The sequence below is a fragment of the Streptomyces sp. P6-2-1 genome (genome assembly GCF_050613165.1).
Lineage (GTDB): Bacteria > Actinomycetota > Actinomycetes > Streptomycetales > Streptomycetaceae > Streptomyces.
The window spans coordinates 3,261,898-3,274,495 of sequence record NZ_CP192513.1 but is presented as its reverse complement, the minus strand read 5'-3'; the positions used below and the strand labels follow the sequence as shown (position 1 = coordinate 3,274,495).

At 67.2% G+C, this 12,598-nt stretch carries 9 protein-coding genes; 6 read left to right on the top strand and 3 right to left on the bottom strand.

What is annotated here, in order from left to right; genetic code table 11:
- The first annotated feature begins 8 nt into the window (after positions 1 to 8).
- The 6 genes from ACQYWQ_RS14120 to ACQYWQ_RS14095 all read left to right on the top strand — a co-directional run bounded on the left by ACQYWQ_RS14120 (position 9) and on the right by ACQYWQ_RS14095 (position 8,635).
- The gene (locus ACQYWQ_RS14120; protein WP_431034939.1) at positions 9 to 1,301 is read left to right on the top strand and encodes a DNA cytosine methyltransferase; all 1,293 of its coding nucleotides are present in this window, start codon (positions 9 to 11) and stop codon (positions 1,299 to 1,301) included.
- On the top strand, positions 1,298 to 2,071 hold the full coding sequence (locus ACQYWQ_RS14115; protein WP_431034938.1) for a very short patch repair endonuclease: 774 nt from the start codon (positions 1,298 to 1,300) through the stop codon (positions 2,069 to 2,071). Before ACQYWQ_RS14120 ends, ACQYWQ_RS14115 begins: the two co-directional genes overlap by 4 nt.
- 584 nt (positions 2,072 to 2,655) lie before the next feature.
- Positions 2,656 to 5,004 (top strand): ATP-binding protein, encoded by a 2,349-nt coding sequence (locus tag ACQYWQ_RS14110; protein WP_431034937.1) that lies wholly within the window; start codon positions 2,656 to 2,658, stop codon positions 5,002 to 5,004.
- Positions 5,001 to 6,665: a DEAD/DEAH box helicase family protein gene (locus ACQYWQ_RS14105; protein ID WP_431034936.1), complete on the top strand. Its 1,665-nt coding sequence runs from the start codon at positions 5,001 to 5,003 to the stop codon at positions 6,663 to 6,665. Before ACQYWQ_RS14110 ends, ACQYWQ_RS14105 begins: the two co-directional genes overlap by 4 nt.
- The gene (locus ACQYWQ_RS14100; RefSeq protein WP_431034935.1) at positions 6,662 to 7,261 is read left to right on the top strand and encodes a hypothetical protein; all 600 of its coding nucleotides are present in this window, start codon (positions 6,662 to 6,664) and stop codon (positions 7,259 to 7,261) included. Before ACQYWQ_RS14105 ends, ACQYWQ_RS14100 begins: the two co-directional genes overlap by 4 nt.
- Positions 7,262 to 7,270: 9 nt before the next feature.
- Complete coding sequence (locus ACQYWQ_RS14095; RefSeq protein WP_431034934.1) at positions 7,271 to 8,635, top strand: sigma factor-like helix-turn-helix DNA-binding protein; 1,365 nt, start codon at positions 7,271 to 7,273, stop codon at positions 8,633 to 8,635.
- A gap of 2 nt (positions 8,636 to 8,637) precedes the next feature.
- Here the strand turns inward: ACQYWQ_RS14095 and ACQYWQ_RS14090 are convergent, their stop codons facing one another.
- The 3 genes from ACQYWQ_RS14090 to ACQYWQ_RS14080 are packed head-to-tail and all read right to left on the bottom strand — an operon-like array spanning position 8,638 to position 12,546.
- Positions 8,638 to 9,804, bottom strand: a complete 1,167-nt coding sequence (locus ACQYWQ_RS14090) for a pyridoxal phosphate-dependent aminotransferase (protein ID WP_431039186.1) — start codon at positions 9,802 to 9,804, stop codon at positions 8,638 to 8,640.
- A 46-nt stretch (positions 9,805 to 9,850) separates the two neighbouring features.
- Positions 9,851 to 11,122, bottom strand: coding sequence for a hypothetical protein (locus tag ACQYWQ_RS14085; protein WP_431034933.1), 1,272 nt, complete (start codon positions 11,120 to 11,122; stop codon positions 9,851 to 9,853).
- A complete protein-coding gene (locus ACQYWQ_RS14080; protein ID WP_431034931.1) occupies positions 11,122 to 12,546 on the bottom strand; it encodes an N-6 DNA methylase in 1,425 nt (474 codons plus the stop codon). The genes ACQYWQ_RS14085 and ACQYWQ_RS14080 overlap by 1 nt, the downstream gene beginning before the upstream one ends.
- Positions 12,547 to 12,598 lie beyond the last annotated feature (52 nt).

Sequence of the window (12,598 nt, the reverse complement as noted above, 5' to 3'; positions counted from 1 at the left end):
CGTGAAACATGGCACGGACGTCGGTCGAACTGTTCGCCGGAGGCGGTGGGCTGGTGCAGGCTGGCACGAACGCCGGCTTCCGCCATCTCCTCGTGAATGAGTACGCGAAGTGGGCGTGCGAGACGTTGAAGGCGAACGACTTCGTGGCTTACCCGGAAGGATCGTGCCCTCCCGTCCCCGAGGAGCTGAGGGATGGGGAGGAGAGGAGCGACAAGCACAAGACGCCGCTGGTCCTGGGCGATGTTCGCAAGCTGAACATGACCTACCTGGGGGAGTATGAGGTCGATCTCCTCGCCGGTGGCCCGCCGTGTCAGCCGTTCAGTCTCGGCGGCGTCGCCAAGGGGGACGAGGACGAACGGAACATGTTCCCCGAGATGTTCCGGGCCGTCCGTGAGATCAGGCCGAAAGCGGTCCTCTGCGAGAACGTCCGAGGCTTGTTGCGTCAGTCCTTCTCCCCGTATTTCCAGTACATCAAGCGTGAGCTTGAACTGCCCTTCGTGGAGCGCGCCGACACGACGTGGCAAGAGCACGATCGGGAGCTGCGGAAGCGGCTGAAGGCGAAGGACACGGACCCGACACAGCGGTACGACGTTCTCGAGTTCCCCGTGAACGCCGCCGATTACGGGGTGCCGCAGATCCGGAACCGCGTCATCCTTGTAGCCTTCCGGGCCGACCTCGGCGTGGATCGGGAGCAGTTCCGAGAGGCGGTCAAGGAGACACACTCCAGGCGGTCCCTGATCCAGTCCTTCCGCGATCACACCTACTGGGACCGGCACCGAACGGTCGAGAAGCATGTGCGTGAAGATGTCGAGCGCCGCTACCGGCAGGAAGAGTTCCAGCTCGACGAAGGGGAGCCCCTGGCCTCGTGGCTGACGTTGAGGGACGCGTTGGTCGGGCTGCCTGAGATCAACTTGGAGCAGTTGGACAAGAAGACGCCTCAGGGCTTCCCCGATCACATCGGGTGGCCGGGCGCGAGGATCTATCAGGGTCACACACCGAATATGCTTGATTACCCGGCCAAGACCGTGAAGGCCGGCGTGCACGGCGTCCCAGGCGGCGAGTCCGTGATGCTCCTGGACAAGCGTGTGCGAAACCAGGAGACCGGGCGCTTGGACTATATCCACCGATACATGACCGTCCGGGAGACCGCGCGCGTCATGACCTTCGGCGACAAGTGGAATCTGATGGGACCGCGCGGGGAGCGGATGCGTCAGCTGGGCAACGCCGTGCCGGTACGCCTGGGAGAGGTCTTCGCGAAGGCCATTTACGCGGCACTGGACAACGTGGAATCGCGATCGTGACCGATGCGCGGCGCGGCGGGCAGAGCGGTTGGAACGATCAGCCACCGTCGGCGCGAGCCTGGAAGGGGCGCGCCGGCCGAAGCCGAGAAGCGCTGGCGGCCGAGCAGGACCGCGCGGCCGGCGGCCGCCAAGGGCGCTACGTCCGTCTGGACGACGATCGCTACGCTCTCGCCTCCGTCGAACTCAAGGTGCTGCCCCACACTCGACGCATTCGTGCCTACCTGCGGTGGTCCGACAAGGGCCGTTCGCCCGCCAAGTACCTTGGGCAAGTCGACAACGACACCCGAGCGGCGAACCTCGTCGCCGGGTGGGAGGCGGCGGTGGAGAAGGGGCTCGTGGGTGCCCGACCTGTGCCGCGGGACTCGTGGGCCTCATCGGACGCGGTTCGCGCGTCGATGCGTGGAAACCGGGGCAAAGACACCGGCCCCGAGCTCAGGCTCCGCTCCCTCATCCATCGTGAGGGGCTGCGGTACCGAGTATCGTCGCGGCCGCTGCCCGACTTGCGCCGCACCGCGGACCTCGTGTTCACGAAGGCCCGTGTGGCGGTGTTCGTCGATGGCTGCTTCTGGCACGGATGCCCGGAACATCACAGGCCGGCGACGGCTCGAAATCGTGAGTTCTGGCGCGACAAGATCGAGGTCAACCGCTCGCGGGACGAGGAGACGAACCGTCGCCTCTCCGAAGCCGGGTGGACGGTTGTCCGGGTCTGGGAGCACGAGGACCCCGTCGACGCCGCTCAGCGCGTCATCGTGGTGGTGCGTGGTCAGTGACGCGGCTACAGGGTCCCGTCGCGGAGCAGGTCCTCGACCGCGTCTGTATCGCGCCGCAGGGCGATCTGGCCGTCACCGTCGCTGTATGCCAGCAGCTATTCGCCGATGTGCAGGCCGGCCTCGACCAAGACATCCATCGGGATTTAGACGGTTCCGTCTTCCGTCACGGTCACTTCAGAGGGCTCTCGAATCATGTATCTCAGGATGCCGCGGGTGCGCGACAGAGTCGGTATGTGGTCCCACGGCGGAAGCCCTTGCCGGGGAGGACTGAGCTATCCCGCGGTTCGGACATGGACCTCGGGGGCCGCGGCGGTGCACGTCGCGTGAGGAGGCCGGCGGCCGCAGGCTATCCCCTCGTCAGCCTCGACCGGATCGCCTCCATTCATGCGGGTTCGTTACCTTCTGGCTCATCCTCATTGGCCACATGATTCGCCGGGGTTCGCAAACTCCGGCCGGATTGGCAGTGGCGTCTTCTACTCTCAGGATCGAATGCTCGACTCACGAGAGTCGGGCGGCTTCGCCGTGCCCACGTACGCTGCGGCCGCCATGACAGCGTCCCGATCCTTCAGGAGGGTTCCACCGGAGTGAAGATCACCCCTTCTGCCCGCGTGCTGAGCATGCTGGGCGAGATCGATTTCGACGAGTGGCAGTGCCTGGCCGAGCTCGTCGACAACTCCTTCGACGACTTTCTCGACATCCTTCGCTCGAGGGTGGAGTGGCACGACGGCTTCACGGTCAGCGTGACCCTGCCGTCGTCCCCGAAGGGGGTTCTGGAGGTCCGCGACACCGGTCGTGGCATGTCACAGGACCGTCTCGCGCGGGCGGTCCGGGCCGGCTGGTCCGGGAACGACATGCACGACAAGCTCGGTCTCTTCGGCATGGGCTTCAACATCTCGACCGCACGTCTCGGCCGGCGGACCAGAATCCTGACGACTCGAGCGGGCGACGCGGAGTGGATCGGTGTCGAGATCGACCTCGACCAGATCAAGGACGATTTCGAGGCGAAGGACATCGTCGAACCGAAGAGCGACCCGTCCCAGCACGGCACCAGGATCATCGTTGACCGTCTGCACGTGACGCGGGCCGACTGGCTGCGGCGCAATGGAGCCTCACTTCGCAACATCCTGGGCTCGGTGTACTCGTGGATCCTCACGGAGCACCCCTTCGAGCTCTACGTCGGCGGGACCCGGGTCAAGCCAGTCCGTCACTGCCGCTGGGGCGATGACCGCTACGTGCTTTACAACGGCAAGGAACGGATCCCCGCGTACATTCCGATCGATGAGAAGCTTCAGGACGGGATCGCCTGCCGGGACTGTGGAGAATGGCAGATCGGGTCGGGCGAGGTTTGCTCCGTCTGTGGCGGCGGCGACTTGGCGGTGCGCGAGCGGCGAATCCACGGCTGGCTGGGCGTCCAGCGTTACCTCGACAAGAGTGAGTACGGGGTCGACTTCCTGCGCAACGGCCGGAAGATCTTGCGCTGGGACAAGCAGCTCTTCACCTGGAACAACCCTGACGGAATCGCTGGGAACGAGGAGCCGGAGTACCCGGTCGAGCTCGCTCACCAGGGCGGCCGTCTTATCGGTGAAATTCACCTCGACCACGTTCCCGTCACCTATCAGAAGGACGCTTTCGAGTACGGGGACCGCAGCTGGCTCACCGCCGTGGAGGTTTTGCGCGGCCTGGCGCCACTCCAGCCTCAGCGGGCCCAGAAGCTCGGCTACACGGAGAACGAGAGCCCGCTGGCCCTGCTGTTCAAGGGCTTTCGCCGAAACGACGCGGGCCTGCGCTACCTCGTCCCGGGAGACGGCAGCAAGCCGGTCCATGCGGATACCCGAGACTGGGGCCGGAAGTTTCAGGCAGGCGTCGCCGAGTTCCAGACCGACGATCACTGGTGGCAGGCGGTCCTGCGGCACGAGGAGATCAAGAAGCAGGGCAAGGAAGCGAAGACGGCCGCCAGCGTGCCAGCCCAGCCCGACGAGCAGGCGGTTCTGGGCGCGCTCGGCATGCCCGCCAACATCCCCGCGTCCGGTGCCGCCAAGCCCGAGCCCGAGCCCGAGGCTGTCTCCACCGTGCCGGCCCAGGCTGTGGCGATCAAGGAGAGGGCGGAGACCCGTAGTGAGCGCCTGGCCCGGTACGAGGGCGCGGCGTCGCCACACGCCTACCTGAGTCGATCGTTCGGGCACCCCGAGCTCGGTTACGTGAAGGTGCGGACCTTGCTGGTGAAGCCGGGCGAGCGGCTTCTCGACGATAACGGGCTGCACGTTCCGGTCCTCCTCGACCAGCGGTCGGGTAACGAGCTCACCGCCCTCGTAGACCCCGAGCACACTGCGTTCCGTCGGTTCGGTACGGACTACGCCGATCTCCTCCTGGTTGAACTGGCCGCAGTCCTGAAGGTGCGGGCTCGCTCCGACTGGAGCCCGTCTCAACTCGTCGCCGCGATCCGTTCCGAGTCCCTGCAGGACAGCGCACTCGACGGCACCACCGTCGGCGCGGAGGCCCGCGACCTCCTCGCGGAGATCCGCGAGCGTGTGGTCGAGGCCCTTGACCGCAGCGGCGGCCACACCGCCGCCTATGGTCACCTCTCGAAGGAGGAGAAGACCGCGACCGAGGAGGCGATGATCGCCGCCGGACGTGTCGGTCTCATCGGCCGTCTCGGCCTGGATTCCGGGTTTGTTCACCACGTTCCCGCGCTGGCTCTGGTCCGACTCGTCGAGACGATGCCAGCGGCGTTCATGGACGGCGCCGTCTTCCGTGGCCCGTACACCGGGGTGTCCTCGCCGTCGGGGAAGGCCCTGAGCCTGGCCCGGGTTACGGGCTGCCTCGCGGATGTCGCGACGCTCGGCACCTTCGCGCGTGAGGCCACCGCGCCGCAGCTGCGACGCGCCCGCCTGAGTATCGCCCTCCTCCGTGACGAGCTGGCGGGTGAGGAGTGAGCGCCGCGTTCCTGACGGCCGCCGAACTCCGCGACGGCGGCCCTGAGGGACTGACCAAGGCGCTCGAACGAACCTTGTGGCACCTCGGATTTCAGGATGTCCGCGTCATCGACGGCGCACACGACCACGGCGCCGACCTGCTCGCGGTCCGCGACCATGAACAGTGGGTGTTCCAGAGCAAGTGGAAGGCGCACGGTACCGCCGACCACGCTGGCGTCGACGACCTTGAGCGCGCGCGCACTCACTACCGCGCCGACAAGGCCGTCCTAGTCACCAATACGGACATCACCGCGTCGGCTCAGGCGCGACGCCGGGCACTCGCGGGGATCGGCGTCGACATCACTCTGTGGCACGGGGCCACCCTGACCGCCATCGGTGAGAGGATGTCCGACCGCGTACCCACCCCCTACGCCTTGCGGCCGTACCAGGAACGGGCCGTGGCCGCGATTGAGCGGGACCTCGATGCGGAGGGGACGGCGCTGCTCGTCCTGGCGACGGGTCTGGGTAAGACCGTCGTCGGCGGCGAGGTCATCGGGAATGTCCTCGCCTCGCGTCCAGGCGCGCGTGTCCTGGTCGTCGCGCACATGCGTGACCTGGTGGGTCAGCTGGAAAAGGCACTGTGGCGACACATCCCAAAGGGTGTGCCGACGCGCCTCCTCACCGGCGGGAACAAGCCAAGGGCTCTCGACGGCGTCGTCGTCGCGACCGTTGAGTCCGCGCTGTCCGCCGTACGAGTGGGCTACGAACCCGACCTCATCATGATCGACGAGACCCATCACGTCGCCGAGACCGGCAGGTTTGCGGAACTCCTCGATCTGTGTGGGACTGCGGGGCGGTTCGGAGTCACCGCCACTCCCTGGCGCGGCGACAAGTTCGACATCACCGCCCGCTTCGGCCGGCCCAGCTTCAAGATGGGCATCGCCGAGGGCATGGCGGCGGGCTACCTGTCGGCCGTCGACTACAAGCTGTACGCGGACGGCGTCGACTGGGACGCCGTCCAGGACATCAGTCGCCACGGCTACTCGATCAAGGATCTGAACCGGCGGCTGTTCCTCCCCCAGCGGGATGAGGAGATCATCGAGCACTTGCGGGCGGCCTGGCGAGAGACCGTCGAACCCCGCGCCATTGTGTTCTGCCAGACCATCGAGCACGCCGAGCACATGGCGGACCTCCTCGCTACCTCGGACCCCGCGTGGATCAACGCCTCCTACCTTCACAGTGGACTGTCGAAGCGTCACCGTGACGTTTTGCTCAATGAGTTCCGTCTCGGCCGCGTCCCTGTGATCACCTGCGTGGACGTGTTCAACGAGGGCGTCGACGTGCCCGATGTGAATCTGATCGCGTTCCTTCGTGTCACTCACAGCCGCAGGATCTTCGTGCAGCAGCTAGGCCGGGGGTTGCGCCTGAGCCCCGGCAAGAAGGCTCTGAAGGTCCTCGACTTCGTCACCGACATCCGCCGCGCCGCAGCGGTGCTGAACCTGCGCCGGACGCTGGATGCCGAGGAGACCGAGCACTTGGAACTCCCTCACGTCTCCCGCATCGAGTTCCAGGACGAGACGGTCGGCTCCCTCATGGACATGTGGATCCAGGATGCCGCCGACCTTGAGACCGCGGCGGACGAGGTCCGCCTCCAGTTCCCCTTGCCGAAAGGAATCCTGTGACCGACTACAAGATCCCGACCGCCGTCGAGAAGGCCGTGGTCACGCGAATCTACACCCAAGCCGACGAGGCTCAGTGGCCGCACCTCCAGGACGCGGATCGTACGCGTCTGTACCAGGAATGGACAGAGGATCCAGAGATCGGTGGCCGTCTCCTCGGCTTCGTGGGGCAGCAGGCCAACGTTCGTCCATGGTTGAAGGACTGCCCCATGAAGGAGTACGAGCGGGCACGGCGCGGCGAGGGCAAGTACGCCAAGTATGTGACTCGGCCGGCGGCGACGCTCGAGCGGATGGTCGTGGCGACGTACGGACCCGGCTGGGAGGTCATCCCGGACACCACGCGACAGAAGCCGATGCGTGCGAGGGTCCGCGAAATCGGGACTGAGGACCATGAGGAGCACTTCGTGGCCGGCACTGCGGCGAACCTCAAGCACCTCGTATGGCCCGCCATCCTCGATCGGTCCACCGGCGAGACCTGGCCTTGGACGATCTGCGTCGTCGATCCGTTCCGCGACCCTGTGTCGCCCGAGAAGAAAGAGGAACACCGGCGCATGGCCGAATTCCTCGGCGTGCGGGTCGTCTATTTCAGCGAGATGTAAGGAATTTCGATGGTGGTCGAGCGGTCGATGGATGAATGGCTGATCACGGCGTGGGAAGTCTTCGACGAGCGTGAGCGAGCCGTCGTCGCGGGCCGATCCAAAGGCCGCACTCTGGACGAGGTCGGGGCGCCGCTGGGGCTGAGCCGCGAGCGCGTGCGTCAGATCCAGAGCGGGACGCGGAAACGACTCGTGGTGATGGCGGACATGGCCCAAGACAGCTGGCGGGAGAAGCTGCTCACCGCGGGCGCGGGCATGGCCTCCCCGCGAGGGGCCTTCGCCGCCGCGCTTGGGGTCGTCGACCATGTGTTGCTGGACGAGCTGCTGACAGCGGCGGGGCTGGCTGCGCCGCGGACATGGGCGGGGCCGCTGCGGGGCTGGTGGAGCGCCGACCCGGGAGCACTGGGCGACGCCCTACGCCATCTTGTCGAAGCCGCGCCCTTCCGTGGCGACGACCTCGGCCAGGCGGCCTTCGAGGCGGGATTGCCCGTAGGGCTCCCTCTGCGCCGGCTGCTGAGCCACTCCGAATCGCGGCTCGCCCTCAGCCCCGACGGGCACTGGGTTCGCCGCAAGGCGCGGGGACGCGACGCGGCGTACCTATGGCTTCTGGAGACCGGGCGCCCGTGCCGAGCTGACGAGTTGCTCGCCCCGATGGCCTCGACGACCGCCGCGGCTGTACGGGAGGCGCTGCGCCGTGATGACCGCTTCCGGCAGATCCGCCCCGAGGGCACCTGGGCCCTGGCCGAGTGGACGCACCTCCGTGCGTCCACGTACGCCAGTGCTGTGGAGGCGATGGTCTCGGTGGTCACCGAGTCGGGCCCTCTCTCCCGGACGCAGCTCTTCGCCAAGGTCACGGAACTGTACCCGGTCACCGCTTGGCGCCTGAAGCAGTGCCTGCTCAGTGACCAGCTTGGCGAGACCCTAGACGGCTTGGTCGATCTCGTTTCCCGCGGTGCTCGCCCCTTCGAGGAGGAAGAACCAGTTCAGCCGGACACGATGGCCGTTGAAGGCGAGGTCCTCGGCATGCGAATCCCTGTCAACGGGGACATTCTGCGCGGCAGCGGAGTCAACGTAAACACGTGGCTGACCTGGCGACTCGGGTTGCGTAGGGCCCCGATGAGCCGCACATTCACGACTCCTGGCGACCACTCGCCGCTCGTCGTCCGTCGCGGCACCAGTAGCGCCCAGATCTCCAGCCTGCGCCGCCACGCGCTCGAACTCGAGGTGGTCGATGGTTGCGTGCTCGCCGTCCTCCTCCGCCTCGACGACGGCACCGCGCGCGTCGGGCACGGCTGCGTGCCGGAGACTTGCCCGGCGCGGCGGCCGCAGGCCGCCGCGCCGCCGGGGCTGAACGCCTTCGAGACGCAGGAGGCGTGAGTTCAGGAAGCCAAGCTCTGCAGGCGGGTGGTGGCCTCGTAGAGGACATCGTCCTTCTTGCAGAAGGTGAAGCGGACCTGGGTGCGGCCGGCGTCGGGGTCGTCGTAGAAGACAGAGACGGGGACCGCGACGACGCCGCAGCGGGTGGGGAGGGATCGGCAGAAGTTGTAGGCGTCCTTTTTGCCGAGGGGGGTGATGTCGGTGGTGAGGAAGTAGGTGCCCTGGGGGGTGTAGACCTCGAAGCCCGCGGTGCGGAGACCGTCGGCGAGGAGGTCTCGCTTGCGGTGGAGGTCCTCGCGGAAGGTGTCGAAGTACGTGTCCGGGAGGCGGAGGGCCTCCGCGATCGCGTACTGGAGGGGGCCCGCGCTGACGAAGGTCAGGTACTGCTTTGCGGTGCGGACGGCGGCGATCAGGGGCGGGCTCGCCGTAGCCCAGCCAACCTTCCAGCCCGTGAAGGAGAAGGTTTTGCCCGCGGAGGAGATCGAGACCGTGCGCTCGCGCATGCCCGGGAGGGCAGCGATGGGATGGTGTGCCCCCTCGAAGACCAGGTGTTCGTAGACCTCGTCCGTCACGACCAGCAGGTTGTGCTCCACAGCGAGGCCGGCGATGGCGCTCAGCTCTTCGAGAGTGAGGACCATCCCCGTGGGGTTGTGCGGGGTGTTCAGGAGGAGCAGACGCGTCTTCGGAGTGATCTTCGCTCGCAGCTCGTCCAGGTCCGGGCGGAAGGACGGGGCACGCAAGGTGAGCGGGACGCGCTTCGCGCCGGCCACCGCGATGCAGGCGGCGTACGAGTCGTAATACGGCTCGAAGGCGATGACCTCGTCGCCGGGTTCCAGGAGGGCCAGCATGGTCGCGGCGATCGCCTCGGTCGCGCCTGCGGTGACGAGCACCTCGGTGTCGGGGTCCAGGTCGATGCCGTAGAAGCGTCGCTGATGGCCGGCGATCGCCTCGCGGAGTTCGGGGATGCCGGGGCCGGGCGGGTACTGGTTGCCGCGGCCGTCGCGCAGGGCCCGTACCGCAGCCTCGCGTACGGACTCGGGGCCGTCCGTGTCCGGGAAGCCCTGGCCCAGGTTGATCGCGCCGGTCTCCATCGCCAGCGCCGACATCTCCGCGAAGATCGTCGTCCCGAGTCCTTCCAGCCTGCGGTTCAGCAGCGGCCTGCCGCCCATGTCTCCACCGTCCTCACCGGGGTAGCTGCCATTGAGCTTTCGAAGCTCATCCTTGCTCATATCCTGTTCCGCTTCCGCGTGGTCCGGGGACCGCGACGGGGGCTTGCTGCGCATCTGCCTTCGGCTCGCGCAGAATGCCGGCTTTCGCGGCGATGTCCCGCAGGAGCGCATCCCTCAGGGTGTGCAGGGTGGCGACCTTCGAGACGAGGAGCTGTGCGGTGGCGTGCAAGGGCTCGGCGGCTCTGTGGAAAACCGCGCGGGATGACCGGTCGGGCCAGGTGATGTTCAGGCGCTTGAGTGCGAGGGCGGAGATCTCGCGGCGCTTCTCGCCCTGCGCGCGTTCCACGATTTCCTGGCTTCGGGCCCTGAGCTCGTGCAGCAGCCACCAGGCGTCGTCCTCCTCACGGGGGCCCAGGGCCACGACGCTTCTCAATGCCCTGACGGGTTGGTTCGCCACGGCGATGTGTGTGCCTTCGGCGCGCGTACCCAGCAGGAAGGTGCCGGTGGGAAACACCTCGCCGGGGCCAGCGGATGTGTGCAACCGGAACCGCTGAACGTAGGGCACGGAGAGCTGATACAAGTCCCGTGGTGCGATCGCCCCGACGCCGGTCTCGGCGGGCACGAGCGTGAGAGAGCGTTCCGAGCCCTTCCCCGTCTTGAGGTGGGCGACCTTCGCGAGTGGTCGCGAGTCCCACCCCGGATTTGCGACGACCTCGTCTTCGTGGAGCGCGTCGACCAGCTCCACCGCCGTGCGCGCCGTCCGCTCGTAAAGAGAGGCCGTCTCCTCGATGAGGCGGAATACCCGGTGGTAGCGGCTGATGACGTCGAGCGGCGGCAGCGGAAACGGCATACGCCGGAGGGCTTCGAGGCTGGTGGTCGGCTCGACGTGTGCCGTCACGTCTTCTTCGATCCGGGCTCGGGCGGTGCTTGTTTGCAGCCAGATATGCAGCCACTCCAGGATGTGGGCCTCCGTTCGGATGATGCCGATCGACCTGCTCGCGGGCCATCCGGCATGCGCGGGGGTGACAAGCGCCGAATCCCCCACCCGTCGGACGAGTACGACAGCGAGATCGCCCTGTCGGAGCGTTGCCCGGGGCCGCGCGGGTTGGCGCGTGGCGCTCTCGTTGGTGCGGGGCGCGAAGATCCGGCCTCCATGGACGAAAGTCGAACTGACCACCCCTGGAGTCGTGTCCGCGATCTCCTCGTCCACGAAGCCACATGCGGTGAAGACATTTCTGCTGAGGCGCTGTTGCCTGTCGAGAGAGGTCGTTGGCCAAGCACCGTCTTCCGAATTGACCAAGCGGGCATCGGGTTCCATCAGAGTTCCTCCAACGCGTCAAGCAGTCGTGGCTCCAGGTCGCGCATCTCCTCCAGGCGCTCCATCAGCTCGCGCTTGAGCCGTTCCACCCTGCCGCGAGTGTCCTGCTCCCGGCTCAGCGGCTCGACGGCGTACGAGGTCGGCATCAGGCTGTACTCGTGGGCGGCGATCTCGGTGACCGTGCAGCTCCGCGACCAGCCGGGCTCGTCCTGGTACGGCGGTGGCGCGGAACCGGCTTCGGCCAGGCCGCGCCAAGCCGCGAGCGTGGTCGAGATCGAGGCGCTGTTCTTCTCGCCCAGCCTGCGGGCCCGCGAATTCGGCAACTGCTCATAGGCGTTCCGTGCGTTGATGAAGAGCACCTGACCCCGGCGGTCGTGGGTGCCCCACCCGGGGCGGGCGCTCTTGTCCTTGTTGAAAACCCACAGGCATGGAGTGGTATCCCGGGACGGCCCGGACACACGCGCGGGGAGGGCGATGACGCTTTCCACGAGGTCATCGCGCAGCAGACGCTCGCGTAGCCGCGGGATCGGCCCCGCCTTTCGCGTGGAGGCCATGGTGTCCACCATGAGGAAGACGGCTCGTCCCTTCGGTGCCAGCGCGTGTGCGATGTGCTGGATCCATGCTGCGTTGGCGTTGCCGGGGCTCGGGGGCTCCTCGGGCCAGCGAGGATCAAGTGGCGCTGCGCTGGCCGGCCGGGAGGGGCCGCCCTGCGTTTCCTCCTCCCGTGCCCACCCCGACTGGTTGAAGGGGAGATTGGCCAGGATGATGTCGTGCTGCTCGGGTTCGGGCACTGCGAGGCTGTCACCGGGCGGAAGGATCTGAGCGGCGATCCCTCGCACCGCCAGGTTCATGCGAGCCACCTGTGAGGAGAGCATGTGCCGCTCCTTGCCCACCAGGGACATGGTCGGATGGAGCCCGACTCGATCGTGGACGTAGCGGTGGCTTTCGACCAGCAGGCCCCCCGAACCGCAGACCGGATCTAGCACACGGTTCCCGTCGCGGGGGACGGCTGCGCTGACCATGAGACGTGCCAGGTCAACCGGGGTGAAGTACTTGTCGCCGTCCGCATGAGCAGCTGAGAGATCGCTCAGACACTGGTCGAGCAGGGGGGCGACCTGCTGGGCGGATGCGATGGCACGGACGAGAGCGCGTACGAGCCTGTCGGAGCCAGAAGGCACCGTGGGCACGAGACTTGTGGCCCCGGCGTCCCGATCTTCGACGGCGGGAAGCCAGTGGGCGAGGCACTTGGACACGTCGGCCCGAATACTCGCGTCGCGCGGGTCGGTGGTCCGATTCAGCAACCACGCCCATGTGGGTACTCCGGGCGTGGTGGCGGCCGCGCGTGGGACCCGGCTCAGATACAGGAGACCTAGGACGAGCCGATTGGCGTCCGAGACGGGCATATGTCGCGACAGCTGCGTCAAGAGGTGGCGCACCTCGATGAGGGCTCGGTCCGAGGAACGAGAGACGGCCGAC

What these genes read in the sequence shown, in the direction of transcription:
- ACQYWQ_RS14095 (WP_431034934.1), top strand. Translation starts at nt 7,271, where the DNA reads ATGGTGGTCGAGCGGTCGATGGATGAATGGCTGATCACGGCGTGGGAA.
- ACQYWQ_RS14090 (WP_431039186.1), bottom strand. Translation starts at nt 9,804, where the DNA reads ATGGGCGGCAGGCCGCTGCTGAACCGCAGGCTGGAAGGACTCGGGACG.
- ACQYWQ_RS14085 (WP_431034933.1), bottom strand. Translation starts at nt 11,122, where the DNA reads ATGGAACCCGATGCCCGCTTGGTCAATTCGGAAGACGGTGCTTGGCCA.
- ACQYWQ_RS14120 (WP_431034939.1), top strand. Translation starts at nt 9, where the DNA reads ATGGCACGGACGTCGGTCGAACTGTTCGCCGGAGGCGGTGGGCTGGTG.